The following is a 22693-nucleotide window of genomic DNA, read 5'->3' as shown; positions in this document are numbered from 1 at the left end:
CTTTTATGCGTCAGCTGCTTTCAAAAAGGAAGGTGTACACCAGGCTCTTCCTTTTTTATTGTTTTATTGCTCTGGTGGGGCTTATTTCCAACAGCTTATTGCTGGCGCTGCTTATTTTCACCGTCGCGTTATTGCTGTGGCACTATCACCATCTGTTTCTTATGGACAAATGGTTGTGGCGTGACCGCAAGCTGTCACCGCCAATAAGCGAGGGGATCTGGGGTCATTTGTTCGAGGGTATTTATTACCTGCAGCGGCGGGACCGGCGCAAAAGACGCGAGCTGCGAAACGTGGTGCGGCGCTTTCGAGACGGCGCGGAAGCATTACCTGAAGCCGTAGTAGTGCTACGCGATGACTGGTCGATAATCTGGAGCAACAAGCTGGCGCAAATTCTGGTTGGGTTACACTGGCCAGCAGATGAAGGTCAGCGGCTGGATAATCTTATCCGCCACCCTGAATTTTTACAGTATCTGAAAACAGCGAAATTTGAGTTACCCATTGAGTTGCCATCACCGGTAAACGATCAGCTGACGCTGGAATTTAATATCATGCCATACGGCATTGAGCAGTTTTTACTTATTGTGCGCGACGTCACCCAGCTAAAGCAGCTCGAGCAAATTCGTAAAGATTTTGTCGCGAACGTGTCGCATGAGCTGCGTACACCACTGACGGTACTGCAGGGTTATCTGGAAGTGATGGACGATGAACATCTGCCAGATAAGGCCATGTGGAAAAAAGCCCATAATGTGATGCTTGATCAGACCAAGCGAATGGATGCTTTAGTACAGCAGCTGCTAACACTGTCCCGCATTGAAGCATCGGCTAGAGTACAGTTTGATGACGAGGTTGATGTGCCGGCGATGCTGGCCAAACTGGAGCAGGAAGCGCAGACCGTTAACCGTGATAAGCAACACAGCATAATATTTGATATTGACCCAGAGTTAAGGGTGACCGGTGTCACTGAAGAGCTGCGTAGTGCTTTTTCCAATTTGGTGATTAATGCGATTAAATACACGCAGAACAATGGCGATATTCATGTCAGCTGGCAGCGACAGCATCAGAAAGCGGTATTTGCCGTCAACGACAACGGCCCGGGTATAGCGCCACAGCATGTTAAGCGCTTAACCGAGCGTTTTTACCGGGTGGATGAAGCCCGCGCCCGCAATACCGGTGGCACAGGTTTGGGGCTGGCCATCGTAAAACATGTGCTGTCGCGGCATAACAGCCGGCTGATGATTTTCAGCGAGCCGGGCAAAGGCAGTAGTTTCTCTTTTACACTGCCGCCTGAGCTGGTGCTGGGTAACCGTAAACCAGCCAGAGCAAAGAAAGCCAGCAGCTAAAGATTAGCTGCTGGTGTGTTTACGAAAACAGTCGTTATGATGATCGTTGACCATACCGCAGGCCTGCATATGGGCGTAAATAATGGTTGAGCCGACAAACTTAAAGCCGCGCTTTTTCAAATCTTTGCTCATCGCATCAGACTCCGGGCTGGTCGCGCGGTAATCTGCCGGGCCGGCAATACTGTTTTGCTGTGGGCTACCGTTTACAAAACGCCACTGATAGTTGCTGAAACTGCCAAACTCGGCCTGAATTTCCAGAAACCGGGCAGCGTTGTTAATCGCTGCCGCAATTTTAAGCCGGTTACGGATAATGCCGGGGTTTTGCATCAATTCTGCCGCTTTATGTTCATCAAAAGCAGCGACCTTTACCGGGTCGAAATTGGCAAAAGCGGCGCGATAGTTATCGCGTTTTTTCAGTACGGTATACCAGCTGAGTCCGGCCTGAGCCGCTTCCAGCGTCAGAAACTCGAACAGCCGGTTATCATCATAAACCGGTACGCCCCATTCGGTATCGTGGTAGGCGATATAGTCTGGTTTGGTTAAATCTACCCAATGACAGCGGTGTGGTGTATTCATATGGCTACCTTATTTTCCGGCCTGCGGTGGCTGAGCCAGATAGTCTAATGCCAGGCCGGTTAGTGCCCGCACGCCATTTATCAGCGCGTCTTCGTTCACATCGAACATCGGTGAATGATTTGGCGCAACTTCGCTAAGCGGTTTGCCATTGGGAGAAATACCCAAAAAGAAGAATACCCCCGGGATTTGCTGCTGATAAAACGAGAAGTCTTCCGCGCCGGTAATAGGTTTCACCGATGCAACGCCTTTATCGCCAGCTGCCCATTTCAGGCTCGGCATCGCCCACTCTGTTAAAGCCGGGTCGTTCCAGGTAACGGCAGCAAAGTTATGTACATGGAATTCAGCTTCAGCTCCGCTGGCTTTGGCGATATGTTCACTGGTGTGCGCCATACGGTTGATCAGATCTTCACGCATATCACTGTCAAAAGTGCGGATCGTGCCTTCGAGCTTCACATCATCGGGAATAATGTTCCAGCGAATACCGCCATGTACCTGGCCAAAAGACACAACAGCCGGTGCTTTGGTGACATCAATCTGCCGTGCCGGTATCAGGTTAATCGCATTGATCAGCTGGCCGGTCACATTGATAGGGTCTATACCACGCCAAGGCGAAGAGCCATGCACCTGCTTACCTTTTACGGTGATCTGAAAGCTGTCCGCGGCTGCCATAATGCCTTCGGTTTTTACCTGTATCTGTCCGCTTTCGCCAGGCCAGACATGCAGGCCAAAAATCGCTGAAGGCGTTGGACTCGCAAATAAACCTTCGGCCAGCATCATCTTGGCGCCGCCTTCTTCTCCTGCCGGTGGGCCTTCTTCAGCCGGCTGGAACACAAACATAATGGTACCGGCAATGTCAGCCTGTTGTTTGGCCAGCACTTCTGCTGCACCCATCAACATAGCAACATGGGCGTCATGGCCGCAGGCATGCATAACGCCGGTTTGCTGGCCATTAAATTCGCTAACCACTTTAGAGGCAAACGGCAAGCCGGTTTGTTCGGTGACCGGTAACGCATCCATATCAGCGCGTAGCGCCACCACAGGGCCGTCTTTGCCGCCTTTTAAAATACCGACCACACCGGTATGCGCTATACCCGTGCGTACTTCCAGCCCAAGCTTTTCCAGGTGCGCGGCAACTTTGGCTGCGGTGCGTATTTCACGGTTGGATAATTCCGGGTGCTGATGAATATCCCGGCGCCAGCTGATCACTTTGGGCATTACCTGCTCAATATGTTTGCTCAGCTCTGGCCGCTGTTCTGCAGCGGTATGAAAAGAAGAGAGTAGTGGCAATAACGCCAGACTTAACAGAGACCTGCGCATAGTAATTCCATCCTGACCCGTTGTGGTATTACCTTAAGCGCTCAGCTTGAAAAAGCCAAGCGCTTTGGCTCTGATACGGCAGAATCGGGCTAGCTTAATACAGTATTGCTGGCTACCAGTTCAGGACAATCGAGTACAAAAGCAATTTTTTTCAGTGCTTTTTGCTCTGCCGCCAGATCGGCCGCCAGCAAGCTTTGCTGGGTTAGCCAGTCCCGGCCTAAATTCAGCTCCAGCGTCTGCATAGCGGCATGGGCACTAAATTCTGGCAATAAATCATCGCGCCGCTTTTGGTTCAGCAGCACGGCCAGGCGCAGCAGAACCAACAAATACACGACTTGCGATAACTGATACAGGCTAAACGGCGGCATATCATCAAGCCGTATTTTACGCCGGTGAAACCGTACCAACGTGGCGATAAGTTGTTGCTGTTCCTGGTTAAAACCAGGCAGGTTGGCATTTTGCAAAATATAGGCCGAGTGCTTCTGCACACCCGAAGAGTTTATATGCAGGCCAACTTCATACAGGGTTGCGGCCCAGCCCAGCAGCATGGCGTCTTCGTCACTAAGTTGCCACACGCTGCGTACCTGGCTGAACAGCTGCAGTGCGGTATTACGCACCCGCTCAGCCTGAGCCATATCTACATCATAACGGCGCTGCATGCTGGCGACGCTGTGCTCGCGAATATCAAGGTGCTGCAGCCTGTCGCTCATTTCGTATAATACACCTTCGCGCAGCGCGGCATCGATGTATACCAACTGGTCTATCTGCAATAAATTAAAGGCGGCAATCAGAATAGCCAGGCCGGAGCAAATCAGTAATTTACGATCATCAGTTAAGCCTGGCAGATCAAGCTGGTAACTGTTTTCCTGTGCTACCAGGTGCTCTTTCAGCGCCTGTAAATGATGTAGCTCCAGTGCATTATTGCTAAGACCAAGGCCAATAATGATATCGCGAATGGTTTTAACGGTACCGGAGGTACCCACGGCCTGTTGCCAGCCTGCGGCTTTAAAGCTGCTGACAATCGGCTCAAGTTCCTGTTCTGCCTGTAAGATAGCGCGGGCAAACCGTTTTTCACTGATACGGCCCTGCGCAAAATGCTGCATTGCATAGCTGACACAGCCCATATTGCGGCTACTCAGGCGCAGCGGCTGCAAACCCTCGCCGATAGCAAACTCGGTACTGCCACCGCCAATGTCGATGACCAGCCGGCGGCCATTAAAGTGTTCAAAATGCGCCACACCCTGATAAATAAAACGGGCTTCTTCCTGGCCGGAAATCACTTCTATCGGAAACGGAAACACTGTTCTGGCGCGGCGTAAAAACGTCGCGGCATTTTTCGCCCGGCGCAGTGTATAGGTAGCGATTACCCGCACCGATTGTGGTGCAAAGGGTTTCAGTGTATCGGCAAACTGGGCCAGCACTGTCAGGCCGCGTTCGATGGCCTCTTCACTTAATACCAGCTGCTCGTTTAAGCCTTCAGCCAGCTGCACTTTTTGCTTTTCCCGGTGTAGTAGCTGAATGTCGCCATCTACCACCCGGGCAATCACCATATGGAAGGAGTTAGAGCCCAGATCAACCGCTGCCATATAGGCCTGATGATCGGGGCGCTCTGTATCATGTACCGTTTCGTTCATTAAAGCCCGCTGTCGCTTTGCTGCCCTTGCTGGCGGGCAAAATACTCGTAGATCTGCTGCTGTGAGCGGATGCTGCGTTTATTGCCGCGTTTAACGTAGGCGTTACTTTGTTTGGCATCAATAATACGTGCCTTTACATTGTCCCGCCACTGAATATCCAGCGTATCCAGCACCTGTTGCTTTAAGCGTACATCGTAAATCGGTACACCAACCTCTACCCGCTGGTCAATATTGCGCGTCATCCAGTCAGCGGATGACAGATAAACATCGGTTTCGCCGCCATTATGAAACACATAAATGCGGGCGTGTTCTAAAAAGCGGTCAAGCACCGAAATGATTTTAATATTCTGGCTTTTACCGGCAATGCCCGGCATCAGTGAACACATGCCGCGCACGATAATACGAATTTTGACACCGGCCTGGCTGGCCCGGTACAGCAGATCGACAATTTGCTGATCAACCAGATTATTCACTTTGAGGAAAATCTCGGCTTTGCGGCCACTAACAGCAAAATCGATTTCGCGTTGGATCAGTTGTATTAACCGTGGCCGGCTCCAGGTTGGGGAGACGATCAGGTGATTAAACTGATAGGGGCGGTAACTGTATTCAATGAACTCAAACACCTGGCCAATTTCAGCGGTAATTTCCTGATGACAGGTAAACAGGCTCATATCGGTATAAATGCGTGCGGTCTTTTCGTTAAAGTTACCGGTGCCAATATGGCCATAATGCATCAGTTTGCCTTTTTCCATCCGGCTTATCAGGCAAAGCTTAGAGTGTATTTTCAGCGTGGTTAAACCGAATACCACCTGGATACCGGATTCGGTCATTTTACGTGCCCAATTGATGTTATTTTCTTCATCAAAGCGGGCTTTCAGTTCAACCACTACCGTTACTTTTTTACCGTTGCGCACCGCATCAAGCAAAGAGTGGATCACCCTTGAATGCTTGGCCACACGGTACATGGTCATTTTAATGTGGGTCACTTTAGGGTCGAACGACGCCTGGCGTACCCATTCGGTAAAATAACCAAAGTTGTGGTAAGGGTAGTACAGCAAAATATCGCCGGCCCGAATGGCATCAAAACTGGTCGCGTACTGCTCAAACTCGGGGCTTTTCAGCGGTGGCAGCGTCGGGAACTCCAGGCTTTGATGGCCGATATTGGGAAAACCGATAAAATCTTTGAAGTTACGGTAGCGGCTGCCGGGAATTAACGAATCTACCGAGCTGGTGCCGAGCTGCTTGCTCAGTACTTTCAGCATTTGCTCTGGCATGGCTGCATCGTAAACCAGCCGCACCGGTTCCGATTTTAAGCGCTGCCGAATGCCTTTTGACATCTTATCAATCAGGCTCTGGTCCAGCGTGTCGCTGATATTGTATTCCGCATCACGCGTGAGTTTAAGCGAATATGCCTGAATGGCGTCAAACTCAAAAAAGCCGGAGAATAAATCCGCGATACAATGCACTATCACATCGTCCAGCAGCAGGATTTGCCGGCGGTAATGGCCATTCTTCTTGCGGGTATTTAAATGCAGTGGTAACTCAATAAAGCGTGATAACTCATTGGTCGGTACCTGCACTATCGCATATTCCGGTTTATTGGCACCGGTCATTTCCACCATCAGATACGTAGTGTTATCTTCCAGCGCCTTGGGCAGGCTGACCTCGTCGCCGGACAGGATCATCGGCGAAATGTGTTTCAATACCTCATCACGGAAATAACTGCGCACCCAGCCAGATTGCAGTTCTGTCAGCTTAAAGTTATCAATCAGTTCAATATTGTGTTTGCGCAGTTCCAGCTGAATATCGAGATAAATGGCGTTAAAACGGGCACCCAGTTGTAATACGGTTTGCTGAATTTCATGCAGCAGAGCCTCGGCATCTTCCTGCTCACTGCTCTGGTACTTTTTCAGCAGAATACGGCGTTTAACATCGGCCACCCGTACGCGGAAAAACTCATCCATATTATTGGAATAAATGCCCAGAAAGCGCAGCCGCTCGATAGGTGGGTTGCGCTCATCCGCAGCTTCCTGCAGCACTCGGCCGTTAAATGCCAGCCAGCTCAGTTCACGCGGGTAAAGAGGAAATTCAGTGCCACTTGCGGCGTCGGTGTGTTCCATGATCCAGCTCCCTGACTACAACTGGGGTTACTCTATGGCATTTTTATGACAGCAAGATGAATGCAGCCGCGAAGCGGCTGCAAAAAGATTTCAGATATCGGTTTCTATATCTACAACAATGTCCGTGGCGATCGCTTCCAGTGCTTTTACCACTTCATCACGGCTGACTGTTGACGGCAATTCAACAGTAGCAACGGCATTAAATAATGGTACGCCCCAGTTTGGCGCGCTTTGTTTACTGCTTTCAAAGTGTACTATGTTGGTGCCTTTGTGTTTAATCACTGACGACAGCTCACGCACTATACCCGGCCTGTCGTTGCCGGTAATGACGAACTTCAGATGCTGCTGCTCATTCAAACTACTGGACATACCGTGCTGAACGCGGATATCCAGCTCAGTAATCTGCTCTAAAGCACTGGTCAGGGCAGGCAGGTCCTGCTCTGCGACTTCTATTTGCAGGATACCGGCAAAGTAACCTGCCAAATGACTCAGGTTGCTGGCCATCCAGTTACCATTATGCGTGCTGACAACGGTAGCCAGTTTCTCGACTAAACCAGCTTTATCTTTACCTATTATTGTAAGTACTAACTGCTTCATTCAATATCTTCCTGTCATACCTTAACAATGATTGTGGTTGTTATTGTCCCCAATTAAGACATACAAAACGGATAACGCCAACAGAGTGTAGCCGCAGACGTTACATTTTTAAATGTATTGCCAACAATATATGTAAATTTAGTGATTTAACTTTTGTCCGGTTTTTATACAGTGCCAAGGTGGAATTGTAGCGAAGAACAAAAAATTAGCTTTTAACCACTGTTGCTTTACTGGCACAGCCAGCCGCTTTCTGCCTATACTGAGCGCATAAGCAGTCGCCGGCCAATGAGGCAGGCAGAGTATTCACACTAACGGAGAGCGCAGTGGATAAGCTCAATTTAACAAAACATATTTCCAGTTCCTTTAATGAGGAAATTGATGAAGTTCGTAACCATGTTATGGCCATGGGCGGACTGATTGAGCAACAACTGAATAATGCCTTGGCGGCAATAGCGTCGGCAGATGCGGAACTGGCGCAAAAGGTGATCGACACCGATTTAAAAGTAAATGACTGGGAGCTGCAGATAGACCGTGAATGCACCAGCATCATTGTTAAGCGCCAGCCAGCAGCCAGTGATTTACGCCTTATTATGGCAATTATGAAAACGATTGCCGACTTAGAGCGTATCGGCGATGAAACCCGCCGTATTGCCCGTGTTGCACTGGAGTCGTTTAACAGTGAACAGCAGGACTTATTGGTAAACCTGGATAATCTTGGCCACCATGTTGGTCAGATGTTGCATGACGTACTGGATGCCTTCGCCCGTATGGATATTGAAACGGCTTTACTGGTGCATAAAGAAGATAAGAAAGTTGACCGCGAGTATGAGGCCATAACGCGCCAGCTGATGACTTATATGATTGAAGACCCGCGCTCTATCCCCAAAATTATGAATGTACTGTGGTCAGCCCGTTCTCTGGAGCGCATCGGTGATCGCTGCAAAAACCTGGCTGAGTATATTATCTTTTTTGTCAAAGGTAAGGTCGTGCGCCACAGCAGCGCCGAGAAACTGGAGCAAGAAGCACGTAGCTGATTTTCAAGTATTTTTACTGTACAACCGATACGCCCTGACTAGACTTCAGTTCAGGGCGTTTTCATTCTGCATTCATTTTTCGTTTTTCTTGCGTTATGAATGCCGCTACAATGCGCGCCGACTACAGTCAAACCAACTAACGAGGCCAGGCTATGCCAGCTAGTACTTTTTTATCCGTGTTTGCTAAATCACCGATTAAGCCGATAGAGGAACATATCCGCAAGGTGCATCAGGCAAGCGAATTGTTGCTGCCGTTTTTCGATGCTGTATATCAGCAAAACTGGCAACTTGCTGCGGACGTACGCAAAAACATCGTGACGTTGGAAAAGGAAGCCGACAAATTAAAGCGCGAAATCCGCATTAACCTGCCACGTGGCCTGTTTTTACCGGTAGACCGGACCGATATTCTGGAGCTGGTATCGCAACAGGACAAAATCGCCAACAAAACCAAAGACATTACCGGCCGCGTACTGGGCCGTGAGCTGTTGATCCCTGTCAGTTTGCAGGAAGGTTTTAAAGCTTATGTTCAACGCTGTATTGATGCCACTAAACTGGCCAGTGAAGTGATTAACGAACTGGATGAATTACTGGAGACCGGCTTTCGTGGCCGTGAAGTTGATCTGGTGATCAAGATGGTTGAACAGCTGGATATGATCGAAGGTGATACCGACGATATGCAGATTAAACTGCGTAAGGCTTTGCGTCTGGCTGAGCAGGAACTAAACCCAATCGATGTGATGTTCTTATACCGCACGCTGGAGTGGGTTGGTGATTTAGCCGATGTGGCGCTGAAAGTGGGTTCGCGTCTCGAGATTATGTTAGCTCGTTAATTTTAAAAGGTTTTCCTGATGGATATTATACAGTCATATGGTCTGATCCTGGTGATTATCGCGGCCGTGTTTGGCTTTTTTATGGCCTACGGTGTTGGGGCAAACGATGTTGCCAACGCTATGGGTACCTCAGTCGGCTCTAAAGCACTGACCATTAAACAGGCAATTTTCATTGCTGCTATTTTCGAGTTTGCCGGTGCTTATCTGGCAGGCGGTTCAGTAACCTCGACTATCCGTGGTGGTATTACGGATGCCTCGTTTTTTGTTGATACACCAGAGCTGATGGCGTACGGCATGATAGCCGCATTGCTTGCTGCTGCGACCTGGCTGATTGTTGCGTCATATTTTGGCTGGCCGGTTTCGACTACGCATTCTATTGTCGGCGCTATTATCGGTTTTGCTGCCGTAGGCGTAGGGGTCGACGCCGTACACTGGGACAAAGTAGGGGGTATTGTCGGCAGCTGGGTTGTCACACCAATGTTAGCTGGCGTTTTAGCATATATGTTCTTTATGAGTGCACAGCGGCTAATTTTCGATACCGATAACCCTTTGGCTAATGCGAAAAAGTATGTGCCTTTTTATATGGGGTTCGCCGCCTTTGTTATGACGCTGGTGACAGTGCAAAAAGGTCTGAAGCATATAGGTTTACACATTAGTACCGCCGAAGGTTATTACATTTCTCTGGCGCTGGCTGCCGTGGTGGGTGTTATTGGTAAAGTGGTGATCAGTAAACTGAAGTTTGACCCGGCCGCCGATAAGAAAATGCAGTTTAACAATGTTGAGCGCATTTTCGGTGTGTTGATGATCACTACTGCCTGTTGTATGGCATTTGCGCATGGTTCGAACGACGTTGCTAATGCTATAGGCCCGCTGGCGGCTGTAGTCAGTGTGGTAAGTTCTGGCGGTGAAGTAGCAGGCAAAGCACAATTGGCCTGGTGGATATTACCGCTTGGCGCTGTTGGTATTGTTATTGGTCTGGCAACCTTGGGCGCGCGTGTTATTAAAACCGTAGGTACTGCCATTACGCATTTAACGCCGAGCCGGGGCTTTGCTGCCGAGTTATCGGCGGCTTCTACCGTGGTTATCGCTTCAGGTACCGGTTTGCCTATATCGACGACGCAAACATTAGTTGGTGCTGTGTTGGGTGTGGGTTTAGCCCGTGGTATCGCCGCGCTTAACTTAGGCGTAGTGCGTAACATTTTTATCTCCTGGGTGATTACGCTGCCGGTGGGTGCAGGTTTGGCGATAGTGTTTTTCTTTATTCTGAAAAGCATATTCAGTATCTGAATTACTGCGTAGGCAGTTTAAAAAAGCCCTCAGTGTGAGGGCTTTTTTGTATCGGCGTGCCGTAGCTTATGGCTGGTATTCACTGGTCAGTGTTAAGCCTGTTACGGCGCGGTAAGCATACAAAGAGATATGCCATACACCGGCCTGTGGTGCGTTGATGACACAGGTTTCGCTATTACCATTTTTATTCGGCCTGCAGTCATAGCTACCGCTGCTGGGCTGGCTGCCATATTTCACATATAAATCAGCATCACCGCGACCACCGCTGATGTCTACCGTTAGCTGCGACATGCCTTCTGGCACGTCCAGCGTATAGTGCTGCCAGTTGCGGCGGGCAATATTAATATCTGTGATCGTCTCACCGCCGCCATCAGGTAGATCTGCCCCGGTGAAGCTACCGGTCAGGCTGACCCCGGCAAAGTCGCTGTAACCGATTAGTTTGACGTAATAGATACCCGCTTGTGCCGGGTCGATAGCGCAGCTCTCATTATTACCAAACTCATAAGGCCGGCAATCCCAGTCTGACGCTGTAGGCTCACTGCCAAATTTGACATACATGTCGGCATCGCCAGTGCCGCCTGCCATTACAAAAGACAGCTCAGAAGCGCCTTGCGGTACCGTCAGGCTGTAAAGCTGTTCTTCACCGGCGTCGCCCGAAATATCAGGCACCGTCTCCCCATTCTCCAGCTCAGTAGCAACCGGCGGCGGAGGCGGTTCAATATCGTCACCCTCGCAGCCGAATTCTGCCAGATAATCAACTGCAGCTTTCGCCTGCACCAGGCCATAGCCGTATGATGTATCGCGGCCGGCATTGCCTAAATCTTCCGCTGTCACACTAAGCGCACTGCGGATCTGGGCATTGGTGCAGTCCGGGTAATGGCTCCAGACCAGCGCTGCCACCCCCGCCACATGCGGCGATGCCATCGAGGTGCCGTCCATCAGACCGTAGTTTGACGGCTCTGCAACAATATTGGCCTCGTTGCCCAACTCCCCAAGCAATAGCTGGCCATCTTCCTGTGACACACTTAAGGCGACTATATTGGTGGTTGGGTTATCACCCAGCGTGCCACTGAAATTGCCCGGCTCGTTGTTGTAAATTACCGCGCCGATGCCGCCACCCGCCTGACAAGACTCTACTTTCTGTGAAAAGGGAACTTCGCCGCGCTCAAGCAAACATATTTTGTCGGTAACATCAGTACAGGTGCTGGTGCCCAGGCCGCAGCTGGCAAGCTCAGCATTGAAGTTAGCCATGGCCGAACCTTCCAGCGGGTTAGTGCTATAGGTGGTGGTGCCAATCGTTAAGCCGGTGTCCAGGCCTGTTCCGGTTGGGTAAGCGCTCAGTACCGCAACACCCGGGCCAGCAAGCTCAACCTGGCTATTACGTTGTGAAAAGTCAGCATGAGCTTTACTGTCGTCCACTGCTGCAACCGACACAACGGAGTCATAAGATGCCGGGTAAGACAATGCGGTATTGCCATCATTACCTGCTGCAGCGATCAGCAATACATTGGCATCATAAGCGGCTTGCATGGCATTGCTCTCGGTCGTATTGGAACCTGCACCGCCAAGGCTCATATTAATAACCGAGGCTCCGCTTTGTACGCAGGTGTCTACAGCATGTGCCAGTGTGGAAGAATAACCCCAGCCATCATCGTTAAACACTTTAACAATATGCAGTTTCAGATTACCACTTGGCATAATGCCAACAATACCCACATCGTTGTTCAGCGCGGCGATTGTGCCTGCAACGTGTGTACCGTGGGCACCACCGGCGTCAAACCAGTTGCCGGTACCTATGTCGTTGCTGCCGCTGATATTCGCATCGTTAAAGTCTTCATGCGGCAAGCCAAGGCCAGAGTCGATAACACAAACGGTTTGATTCGATGCAAACTGGTCGCTAACCAGATCCGCTTGTACCAGCGCATAACCGTAAGGCTGTTGCTGCATCATAGGGTAGCGTGGCAGGTCGGCCTCTACATATTCGACAGCCGGATCCGCTTTTACCTGCTGCAATGTTTTGGCATCAAGCTGGGCCGCGATAGCGTTACGGGAAGCTAATATATGATGTATCCGGGCGCCTTTTTGTTGCAGTAACGCACTGCTGGTTTGCAGCTGTTGCAGCGCTGCAGCTTTTCCGACCTTGTTCTCTGTACGAAGCCCGGCTGCGTTTACTGCTGATTTATATTTAATAATGTAGCGGTCTGCTGCAGCGTGTTCTGCCGCCTGTTTGATATTATCTGCCGACGCGGCTGTTGCACTGCTGATACTGGCTGCCAGCAAGCTGACGGTGGCCAGCAAAATATGAGGTGTTCTGGACATGTTCACCCTCCAGGTGATTGTTATCATTGTACTTGTATTACCCGGTACAACGCGTACTGCAGGACTCGCAAACGGGAGGCGATGGATTGTCGGGCCGCACCCGTTTCATGAGTACAGCCTGATAAATACGCTATAACAAATGAAAATATATAACAAACAAATATTTTACAAATATTTGATGTTGTAATGTGCGGTCAGTGATAAAGCGGGCGGTATAGCGCTAAACCAATGCGCAAGCTTGCATGGCTGCGGCATCCGGCGTACAGTTTAAGCACTTATATAAACGTTAAATGCATTTTTTAATCGGAAATTACAATGAAACGTTTGCCCAGCATTAAACAGTTGCAATATTTACTGGCGCTGCACGAACACCAGCATTTTGGCCGTGCCGCAGAGGCTTGCTTCATTGGTCAGTCTACACTCAGTGCGGCTATTGCTAACCTGGAAGAGACCATGAATGCGCAGTTGTTGGAGCGCGATCATAAAACCTTTATTTTCACGCCGCTGGGTGAAGATGTGGTGCGCCAGTCCCGTTACATTATTGAGCAATGTGAAGAGTTGACCGATTTTGCCAAGTGTCAGGGTAAGCCTATGGCCGGGCCGTTCCGTCTCGGTTGCATTCCTACTATCGCGCCTTTTGTACTAAGCGAGGTAATGGCACTGTGCCGGGAACGTTATCCCGAATTGCAATTGCTGCTGCGTGAAGATACGTCAGATAATTCCTTGCATGCTCTGGCTGAAGGCCGGCTGGATATGGTGTTGCTGGCGCTGCCTTATGAAACCGGTGCTTTTCACACTGAAGTGCTGGCGCAGGATGCATTTAAATTGGTGTTGCATAAGGACTGGCTGGACAGAGGCTTTAATCAGGACATCAGCCAGTGGCCGGATGAAAGTATCTTTTTACTTGAGCGCGAACATTGTTTAACCAATCATGCAGTAAAAGCCTGTGAGCTGGAAGACAGCCGCAAAGTGAACCCGTTTTTTGCCACCAGCCTGCATACATTAACGCAGATGGTGAATAACAAACTGGGGGTAACCTTTATGCCGAAGATGGCAATTAACAGTGGCCTGCTCGACGGCACTGAACTGATTACCCAGTCGCCGGGAACCGCTGCTGCATATCGTGATATCGGTGTGGCATGGCGGCCGACGTCAACCAAAGCACACAGCTATCGTTTAATGGCCGATTTGATTGCCCAGGTGCTGGTACAAAAGTGCAAATAACCCCTGCGTTCTGCTAAAATGCCGGCTGTTTTTTTACAGCCGCGCCCTCTGGTCGGTAAAGCCAAGGAACCCTCTATGTCTGCAAAAAGTATGCAAGTCAAAGACTTTTCGTTTGAGCTGCCTGAGCAGCTTATTGCCCGTTTTCCCAAAACTGAACGCTCATCCAGCCGCCTGCTGGCGATGGATAAAAACAGCGGCGAATTAAGCCACCATATTTTCAAAGACTTAGCAGACTTTCTGCAAAGTGGTGATCTGCTGGTCTTTAACAACACCAAAGTGATACCAGCGCGGTTATTCGGCCAGAAAGCCTCTGGCGGTAAAGTCGAAGTACTGGTTGAACGTATGTTGGATAACAAACGCTTTTTAGCACATGTGCGGGCCAGTAAAGCGCCTAAACCGGGTACCGAATTACTGCTCGAAGGCTCAGCCCGGGTCATGATGAACCAGCGCCATGATGAGCTGTTTGAGCTGGAAGTGATGGGTGATGAGCCCGTGCTGGAAATGTTAGAACGGCTGGGGCACATGCCGCTGCCGCCTTATATTGACCGGCCGGATACCGAAGAAGATAAAGCGCGTTATCAAACGGTATACAACGAAAAACCGGGTGCAGTGGCGGCGCCAACTGCCGGGCTGCATTTTGACCAGCCGCTGCTGGAAAAGCTTAAAGCGAAAGGCGTTGAGTTTGCTTATGTCACGCTGCATGTCGGTGCTGGCACCTTTCAGCCGGTGCGGGTGGATAATGTGCTGGAGCACAAAATGCATGCCGAGTATATCGAGGTGTCAGAGCAGGTGGTGAATGCAATATCAGCCTGCAAAGCCCGCGGCGGACGGGTTGTCGCTGTAGGAACTACCTCAGTGCGTTCGCTGGAGTCGGCCGCACAGCAAGGCGGTGGTAAGTTGATTGCCTACAACGGCGATACGCAAATTTTTATCTACCCCGGTTACGACTTTAAGGTGATAGATGCGTTGATCACAAACTTCCATTTACCGGAATCAACACTGATTATGCTGGTATCGGCGTTCAGCAGCCGCGAACATGTAATGAACGCCTACGAAACGGCTATTGCTGAGCAATATCGTTTTTACTCTTATGGCGATGCGATGTTTATCCGCTAACAACAGCTTCGCATTTAAAGAGGGGGATATCGAGGTGTGGGGCCTACGGCAGGGAAATTCTTATTCCGCCGCCTTCGACAGCACGTCCCTGTGCTGTCTCAGCCTCCGCGGCATCCGTGCCGCTGCTGCATAAGAACACCCTGCCATAGCCTTATACTTAACAGTATCATCCTGAAGGCTGTGCTATCGCTTAGTTTATCGGGATTTAGCTGCTATAATCGCGGCGCAAAAAGCCGGACTGTTTCTCTGGCGTAAGAGGATAACAATGAAATTTGAATTAGATACCACAGATGGCAAGGCCCGCCGTGGCCGGCTGATCTTTGAGCGTGGCGTAGTCGAAACGCCTGCTTTTATGCCGGTAGGCACTTATGGCACCGTTAAAGGCATGACGCCGGAAGAGTTGGAAGCAACCGGTGCGCAGATCTGTTTGGGTAATACCTTTCACTTAATGCTGCGCCCGGGCACTGAGATTGTTAAAAAACACGGCGACTTGCACGATTTTATGCACTGGCATAAGCCTATTCTGACCGACTCTGGTGGCTTCCAGGTATTTAGCCTCGGCGAGCTGCGTAAAATTACTGAAGAGGGCGTCAAATTCCGCTCACCGCTTAATGGCGAGCGCATAATGTTAACGCCAGAGCGCTCGATGGAAGTGCAGCGTGATTTGGGTTCAGACATCGTCATGATCTTCGACGAATGCACGCCGTACCCGGCAACTGAGCAGCAGGCGAAAAAGTCGATGGAAATGTCGCTACGCTGGGCCAAACGCAGTAAAGATGCGCATGGTGATAACCCGGCGGCACTGTTTGGCATTATTCAGGGTGGTATGTACCCGAATCTGCGTGATGTATCCTTAAACGGTCTGGAAGACATTGGCTTTGATGGCTATGCCATTGGCGGTTTGTCGGTAGGCGAACCTAAAGCAGATATGATCCGCATTCTTAACCATACCACCGATAAAATGCCGGCCAATAAGCCGCGTTATCTGATGGGGGTGGGGAAGCCGGAAGATATTGTTGAAGCCGTGCGCCGTGGCATAGATATGTTTGACTGTGTAATGCCAACCCGTAACGCCCGCAATGGTCATTTGTTTGTCAGCACTGGTGTGGTAAAAATCCGCAACGCTAAATACAAAGACGATATTGGCCCACTGGACGCAGAATGCGACTGTTACACTTGTAAAAATTATTCCCGCGCATATCTACATCATCTGGATCGCTGCAACGAGATCCAGGGTGCCAGATTAAATACCGTGCACAATCTGCATCATTATCAGAAACTGATGCAAGGATTGCGCAGCGCGATAGCCGCTGGTACTTTGGATGAGTTTGTCGCACAGTTTTATGCCAAACGTGGCCTGCCGGTACCGGCACTGGACGCGGTTGATACTAATAAAGAACACAATTAATCACAATTAAGGGGACACTTATGAGTTTATTTATCAGCAATGCGTATGCACAAGCTGCACCGGCCGGCCAGCCACAGGGTGGCGGTTGGGACCTTATCATCATGCTGGTGGCGTTTGGTCTGATCTTTTACTTCCTGATTTACCGCCCGCAGGCTAAGCGTGTTAAAGATCACCGTAACCTGATGTCTGCACTGGCAAAAGGCGATGAAGTGTTAACGCAGGGTGGCCTGGTTGGCCGCATCAGCAAAATAGCGGATGACAAAGACTATGTTGTCATTGCCCTGAACGACAGCACTGAAGTGACAGTGCAAAAAGCTGCTATCAGCGCGGTTCTGCCAAAAGGCACGCTGAAGTCACTGTAAGCCACACTGAAGGATAAACAGGTGTTAAATCAAAACCCCGTTTGGCGCTACCTGGTGGTTGTCGGCATGTTGTTGCTGGCACTGGTGTATGCGCTGCCAAATTTATACCCGGAAGATCCCGCGCTGAATATCAGCGCCACCCGCGGTGGTACGGTATCGGAAGACATTCGTGCCCAGATCGAGCAGGGCTTTACCGAAGCCGGTATTACCACTAAAGCGGTAGAGCTGGATAACGGCCAGGTGCTGGCGCGTTTTAACAGCACCGAAGATCAGCTGCAGGCACGTGAAGTGGCCAGCCAGTTACTGGGTACTAACTACATTACCGCGCTTAATCTGGCACCGGCTACACCCGATTGGCTAACCAGCATTGGTGCTTCGCCGATGAAACTGGGCCTCGACTTACGTGGCGGTGTGCATTTTCTGATGGCTGTCGACATGAAAGCGGCGCTGGATAAAAATCTGAACGATATGGTGCAGACATTCCGCACCGATTTGCGTGAAGAGAAAATCCGTTACCGTACCGTACAGGCTGATTTAGCTAATGGCCAGGTACAGCTGAGCCTGCGCAGTGTGGAAGATGTTGCTGCCGCAGAAGCTGCGCTGAAAAAACGTGACCGCGAACTGGTGTTTACGCCGGGTGCCGACGAGCTGACGGTACTGGTTAGCATCAGCGAAATCCGTTTAAAAGAAATCCGCGAATATGCATTAGAGCAAAACATCACCATTATCCGTAACCGGGTAAATGAAATAGGTGTTGCCGAGCCGCTGGTGCAACGTCAGGGTGCAGATCGTATCGTGGTGCAACTGCCCGGTGTACAGGATACCGCTCAGGCCAAAGAAATCCTGGGTGCTACGGCATCACTGGAATTCCGCCTGGTTGATGAAGAAGGCGATCTGGCTGCTGCGCTGGAAGGCCGTGTGCCGCCTAATGCAGAGTTATATTACACCCGTGATGGCCGTCCGTTGTTGCTGGAAAAACGCATCATGTTAACCGGTGAGCATATTACCGGCGCCAGCTCAGCGTATGACGAATACAGCCGGCCTCAGGTTAGCATTAAACTGGATGCCAAAGGCGGCAATATGTTGTCAGCGGCAACGCGCGACAGCATCGGCCGGCGCATGGCGTCAGTGTTTATCGAGTATAAACCTGGTACCGAAATTGGTGCAGACGGTAACCCTGTACTGGTTAAACAACAGGAAGTGATTAACGACGCCACGATACAGGCGCGTTTAGGCCGTGATTTCCGTATTACCGGTATCAGCTCACCGGGCGAAGCGCAAAATCTGGCAACTTTACTGCGTGCCGGTGCTTTGATTGCGCCCATTCAGATTATTGAAGAGCGCACCATAGGCCCAAGCCTGGGTAAAGAGAACATTGAACTGGGTGTTACTGCGATTCAGTGGGGTATGGTGGCAGTACTGATCTTTATGGTGATCTACTATAAAGCCTTTGGTCTGGTAGCCAATCTGGCGCTGGTGGCTAACCTGGTACTGATTGTTGGTGTGATGTCGATGATCCCGGGTGCAACACTAACCTTACCGGGTATGGCAGGTATTGTATTAACCGTTGGTATGGCGGTTGATGCGAACGTTTTGATCTTCGAGCGTATACGTGAAGAGCTGGCCGAAGGCCGTTCTGTACAGCAGGCGATTCACCATGGTTACGACCGTGCGTTTGCCACCATTGCCGACTCAAACATCACTACCTTACTGGTGGCGTTGATCCTGTTCGGTATCGGTACAGGCCCGGTTAAAGGCTTCGCGGTTACACTGGCAATAGGTATTCTGACCTCTATTTTCACTGCGGTGGTGGGTACTCGCTTGTTAGTCAATTTATTCTGGGGTGGCCGCCGCGTGCAGTCACTGCCGATATAAGGAGTACGGCATGCAAGTATTCAATTTTAAGCAATCGCTGAATTTTATGCGCCTTAAGTGGCCGGCAATAGTATTGTCGACGCTGCTTATTCTGGGCTCTTTTGTGTCCTTCTTTACCAAGGGTATTAACTGGGGCCTGGATTTCACCGGTGGTACTGTTATAGAAGTTGGCTTTGCCCAACCTGCCGATTTACCTGCGGTGCGGCAAACGCTGACGGCTGCTGGCTACGGCGATGCGGTAGTACAGCTGTTTGGTACCAGCCGCGATGTGTTGATCCGCGTGCCATTGCGTACAGACGTCGATCAGTCCACGCTGGGTGATAGTGTTATCAAAGCACTGAACGCTGCGCAAAGCGAAGCGGTTACCATGCGCCGTATCGAGTTTGTCGGCCCAAGCGTTGGTGAAGAGCTAAAAGAAGATGGTGGCCTGGCAATGCTGGTGGCGCTGATCGGTATTTTGCTGTACGTGACGATGCGGTTTGAATGGCGTTTGTCTGTGGGTGCTGTGCTGGCGTTGTTTCACGACGTAACGCTGACCATGGGGCTGTTCTCGGTGCTGGGGTTAGAGTTTGACTTAACCGTGCTGGCGGCAATACTGGCACTGATAGGTTACTCGATTAACGATACGATAGTGGTATTTGACCGTATCCGCGAGAGTTTCCGTAAACTGCGTGACACCAGTGTCGATGACACCATTAACGATGCCATTACCTCAACATTAAACCGTACTGTTATTACCTCGTTAACGACAGTACTGGTATTAGTGGTACTGTTTTATATGGGCGGCGCGCTGATCCATGGTTTCGCTACCGCGCTGCTGTTCGGTATTGCTATAGGTACTTACTCTTCTATTTATGTGGCCAGCGCCATTGCAGAAATTCTCGGCATCAGCCGTGAAGATATGCTGCCGCCGCCTCCGGTAGAGAAAGAAGGCGAAAATACTGACGCGCTGCTGTAACACAAGCCGTAAAGATGCTAAAAATGCCAGTCCGTGACTGGCATTTTTTATGCGCAGAGAATGAACAACAGGTGGTGACAGATGAGCAAACAACATGCCCCCGGCTTTGTGGCCTTGGTAGAACAGGCCAAAAGCGAGATTAATGAAATCAGCATTGACGAACTGCTTGAGCATAACCAACCTTATGTACTGCTGGATATCCGCGAAGATCACGAATGGGATAAAGGCCATCTGCCCGAGGCGATGCATTTAGGCAAAGGTATTATTGAGCGTGATATTGAACAGACAGTAGCCGATAAAAAGCAGAAAATCGTACTGTACTGTGGCGGTGGATATCGTTCGGCGCTGTCAGCGAAAACGCTGCAGCAAATGGGCTACCAGAATGTATACAGCCTGGCTGGTGGTTACCGGGAATGGTGTGAGCGTAACCTGCCACTGGAAGTGCCGGCAGCAAAATAACGGAGTATCTTATGCGAATTTTGCTACAACTGGGCTGTGCACTGGCTGTATTTTTGTCTGCTTCGGCGGCGGCTGACAGTTCAGTCTGGCGTATTAGTAAAGGCGCGCAGCAATTATACATTGCCGGTACCGTGCATTTGCTACCACCGGAGCAGTTCCCGTTACCGGACGAGTTTACCAAAGCCTATCAGCAGGCCGACGCGCTGGTGTTCGAGACAGATGTCAGACAACTGGAAACGCCGCAGGGTATGCAGTTGCTGATGCAGCATGCAATGTACAACGATGGCAGAAAACTGAACCAGGTATTGTCGGCTACAACGTTTAAACAGTTACAGCAGTTTGCCACGGCGCAGGGCGTCGATCTTAAAGCACTTAACGGCTTTAAGCCCGACTTTGTGTTGTTAACGCTGATGCAGGTTGCTTTGCAAAAAGCCGGTATGGCAGGCGAGGGGGTAGATATGTACTTCCTGAACAAGGCCGTAGCCGAGAGTAAGCCTCTGCATTTTCTGGAAACTGTTGACCAGCAGTTAAGTATTTTACTGAATGTGTCGGCGGCGAATGAAGATGTATTTGTGCAGCAGAACCTGGCGCAGTTATCTGGGTTGGAACAGCAATTGACACAGATCATCAGTGCCTGGCGTAGCGGTAATACTGATGAGCTGTCTGAGCTGGCAATGGCTTTTACAGACACTGCAGAGGGCAAACAGTTTTATCAGGCGTTGTTGGTGCAACGTAATCAGAACTGGATACCGCAGCTTAAGCAGATGCTGGCAACGAAAGAGGTGGAGCTGGTACTGGTCGGGGCGTTGCATCTGGCCGGTGACAGCAATGTGCTTGAGTTACTGCAACAGCAGGGCTATCAGGTGACTAAGTTATAGCTATAGTTCGGTGGCTAGAATCTGTTTACTCACGCTAACACGCCGTGAACCCATCCCTGGGGGCTCGTTTTATAAATTGCTTCCTGCAATTTACCCTGCGGGCCATCTTCGATGTTCAAATATGTTCCTGACACATTTGTTCGCCCATCCAGGGCTCCAACGGTTAGCTTAGAATAAACAGGTTTTGCTGAAGTAGTCTGGAACCCCGATGCACAGCCACAGAGTGTCTGAGGATTTGCAGCGCAAATCCGAGTTGCTGTGGCGAGCACAGCGGGCGTTGCAGACTATGCTGTTTCACTGCACCACTTAACGGGACAGTGATTCTGTCAGGTGTGGGCGAATGCCTTTTAACATACTGGCTAATACTTTTGGTGCCGCTGCCACAACGTTACCACTGCGCAGGTGGTTGTTGCCGCCAACAAAGTCGCATACCAGGCCGCCTGCTTCACGCACAATCAGTTCGCCTGCAGCGATATCCCACGGCTTTAAGCCAATTTCGAAGAAACCGTCAAAACGTCCTGCAGCAACATAGGCTAAATCTAACGCAGCAGAACCGGTACGGCGAATATCAGCCGCTTCAGCCAGTAAACCTGTCAGCATGGCGCTGTGCGCCGGGATATGGGTTTTGTTTTTAAACGGAAAACCGGTTGCCAGGATAGTGCCGCCCATATCAGGCAAGTTGTTTACGCGGATACGGGTGCCATTTAACTGCGCGCCGCGACCACGTGAAGCAGTGAATAGCTCACCACGCAGCGGGTCAAAAACCACTGCCTGATCAAGTTTACCCTGATGTTTCAACGCGATAGACACCGCGAAGTGCGGAATGCCTTTAATAAAGTTGGTGGTGCCGTCCAGCGGATCAATAATCCATTGAAACTCGCTGTCGTTGTTGCCGTAATCGCCATGCTCTTCGCCGACAATACCGTGAGTCGGGAACGATTTTTTCAGTACCTGAACAATCGCCTGTTCAGCTTCTTTGTCTACGTTGGTGACAAAGTCGTTAGTGCCTTTTTGTTGTTTCTGAACCATATCGAGCTGGCCACAGGCACGGGCGATCACGTTACCCGCGCTACGGGCAGCGCGAACCGCGATGTTTAACATCGGATGCATAGCAATTACCTTATTTTGAAAAGAGCTGTGTAAATTTCGGTCAAAAGAGCGGCGCACATTGTAACGGCTGCGCGGCAAAAGTAAAGGCAAAACCTGTTTCGTTAAGCATTTTGCTGACTGTTTATCTTTGCTTACAAAACGTCACGCTGGAAACGGGCATTTTCGGGTAAACTCTAGGGAGTTGTTCAGATAAAATTCAGCTAAACCGGTCAGAATTTAACCGTTGTCCCGTTAATGATGGAATACAAC

19 protein-coding genes are annotated in these 22693 nt (G+C 50.3%); 12 read left to right on the top strand and 7 right to left on the bottom strand.

What is annotated here, in order from left to right; translation table 11 throughout:
- Positions 1–5: 5 nt before the first annotated feature.
- On the top strand, positions 6–1340 hold the full coding sequence (gene phoR, locus AC5SV9_RS07195) for a phosphate regulon sensor histidine kinase PhoR (protein WP_475147540.1): 1335 nt from the start codon (positions 6–8) through the stop codon (positions 1338–1340).
- A gap of 3 nt (positions 1341–1343) precedes the next feature.
- Here phoR and AC5SV9_RS07190 read toward each other — a convergent pair whose 3' ends face one another.
- The 5 genes from AC5SV9_RS07190 to AC5SV9_RS07170 form a co-directional block, all read right to left on the bottom strand.
- Entirely contained in the window at positions 1344–1916 is a 573-nt protein-coding gene (locus tag AC5SV9_RS07190; protein WP_475147538.1) for a DNA-3-methyladenine glycosylase I, read from the bottom strand.
- A 9-nt stretch (positions 1917–1925) separates the two neighbouring features.
- Entirely contained in the window at positions 1926–3233 is a 1308-nt protein-coding gene (locus AC5SV9_RS07185) for an amidohydrolase (RefSeq protein WP_475147535.1), read from the bottom strand.
- Positions 3234–3322: 89 nt separating this feature from the next.
- Positions 3323–4867 carry a Ppx/GppA phosphatase family protein gene (locus AC5SV9_RS07180; RefSeq protein ID WP_475147534.1) on the bottom strand — a complete coding sequence of 515 codons (1545 nt, stop codon included), beginning with the start codon at positions 4865–4867 and terminating at the stop codon, positions 3323–3325.
- Positions 4867–6987 carry a polyphosphate kinase 1 gene (gene ppk1, locus AC5SV9_RS07175; protein WP_475147531.1) on the bottom strand — a complete coding sequence of 707 codons (2121 nt, stop codon included), beginning with the start codon at positions 6985–6987 and terminating at the stop codon, positions 4867–4869. Before ppk1 ends, AC5SV9_RS07180 begins: the two co-directional genes overlap by 1 nt.
- A gap of 90 nt (positions 6988–7077) precedes the next feature.
- Positions 7078–7584, bottom strand: coding sequence for a glycine cleavage system transcriptional repressor (locus AC5SV9_RS07170; protein WP_475147529.1), 507 nt, complete (start codon positions 7582–7584; stop codon positions 7078–7080).
- A gap of 323 nt (positions 7585–7907) precedes the next feature.
- Here AC5SV9_RS07170 and phoU point away from each other — a divergent pair, with 323 nt between their 5' ends.
- The 3 genes from phoU to AC5SV9_RS07155 all read left to right on the top strand — a co-directional run bounded on the left by phoU (position 7908) and on the right by AC5SV9_RS07155 (position 10735).
- Entirely contained in the window at positions 7908–8618 is a 711-nt protein-coding gene (gene phoU / locus AC5SV9_RS07165; protein WP_475147526.1) for a phosphate signaling complex protein PhoU, read from the top strand.
- A 152-nt stretch (positions 8619–8770) separates the two neighbouring features.
- Entirely contained in the window at positions 8771–9448 is a 678-nt protein-coding gene (locus tag AC5SV9_RS07160; RefSeq protein WP_134057749.1) for a TIGR00153 family protein, read from the top strand.
- Between the two features lie 18 nt (positions 9449–9466).
- The gene (locus tag AC5SV9_RS07155) at positions 9467–10735 is read left to right on the top strand and encodes an inorganic phosphate transporter (RefSeq protein ID WP_475147524.1); all 1269 of its coding nucleotides are present in this window, start codon (positions 9467–9469) and stop codon (positions 10733–10735) included.
- Positions 10736–10801: 66 nt separating this feature from the next.
- Here AC5SV9_RS07155 and AC5SV9_RS07150 read toward each other — a convergent pair whose 3' ends face one another.
- Positions 10802–13054 (bottom strand): S8 family serine peptidase, encoded by a 2253-nt coding sequence (locus tag AC5SV9_RS07150; protein WP_475147522.1) that lies wholly within the window; start codon positions 13052–13054, stop codon positions 10802–10804.
- Positions 13055–13369: 315 nt separating this feature from the next.
- Between AC5SV9_RS07150 and AC5SV9_RS07145 the strand changes: the two genes are divergently transcribed.
- The 8 genes from AC5SV9_RS07145 to AC5SV9_RS07110 all read left to right on the top strand — a co-directional run bounded on the left by AC5SV9_RS07145 (position 13370) and on the right by AC5SV9_RS07110 (position 21334).
- Entirely contained in the window at positions 13370–14278 is a 909-nt protein-coding gene (locus AC5SV9_RS07145) for a hydrogen peroxide-inducible genes activator (RefSeq protein WP_226767410.1), read from the top strand.
- Between the two features lie 90 nt (positions 14279–14368).
- On the top strand, positions 14369–15394 hold the full coding sequence (gene queA, locus AC5SV9_RS07140) for a tRNA preQ1(34) S-adenosylmethionine ribosyltransferase-isomerase QueA (RefSeq protein ID WP_475148325.1): 1026 nt from the start codon (positions 14369–14371) through the stop codon (positions 15392–15394).
- Positions 15395–15659: 265 nt separating this feature from the next.
- Positions 15660–16802 (top strand): tRNA guanosine(34) transglycosylase Tgt, encoded by a 1143-nt coding sequence (gene tgt / locus AC5SV9_RS07135; RefSeq protein ID WP_475147519.1) that lies wholly within the window; start codon positions 15660–15662, stop codon positions 16800–16802.
- Positions 16803–16822: 20 nt separating this feature from the next.
- Positions 16823–17164: a preprotein translocase subunit YajC gene (gene yajC / locus AC5SV9_RS07130; protein ID WP_134057739.1), complete on the top strand. Its 342-nt coding sequence runs from the start codon at positions 16823–16825 to the stop codon at positions 17162–17164.
- A 21-nt stretch (positions 17165–17185) separates the two neighbouring features.
- Complete coding sequence (secD, locus tag AC5SV9_RS07125) at positions 17186–19039, top strand: protein translocase subunit SecD (protein ID WP_475147517.1); 1854 nt, start codon at positions 17186–17188, stop codon at positions 19037–19039.
- A gap of 10 nt (positions 19040–19049) precedes the next feature.
- Positions 19050–19997 carry a protein translocase subunit SecF gene (gene secF / locus AC5SV9_RS07120; protein ID WP_134057735.1) on the top strand — a complete coding sequence of 316 codons (948 nt, stop codon included), beginning with the start codon at positions 19050–19052 and terminating at the stop codon, positions 19995–19997.
- 81 nt (positions 19998–20078) lie between these two features.
- Positions 20079–20456 (top strand): rhodanese-like domain-containing protein, encoded by a 378-nt coding sequence (locus AC5SV9_RS07115; protein WP_475147514.1) that lies wholly within the window; start codon positions 20079–20081, stop codon positions 20454–20456.
- 11 nt (positions 20457–20467) lie between these two features.
- A complete protein-coding gene (locus tag AC5SV9_RS07110; protein ID WP_475147512.1) occupies positions 20468–21334 on the top strand; it encodes a TraB/GumN family protein in 867 nt (288 codons plus the stop codon).
- Positions 21335–21640: 306 nt separating this feature from the next.
- Here AC5SV9_RS07110 and suhB read toward each other — a convergent pair whose 3' ends face one another.
- Entirely contained in the window at positions 21641–22444 is an 804-nt protein-coding gene (suhB, locus tag AC5SV9_RS07105) for an inositol-1-monophosphatase (RefSeq protein ID WP_475147509.1), read from the bottom strand.
- Between the last annotated feature and the right edge of the window lie 249 nt (positions 22445–22693).

The organism is Rheinheimera sp. ATLC3 (genome assembly GCF_059429535.1).
This window is presented reverse-complemented; position numbering and strand designations above follow the sequence as displayed.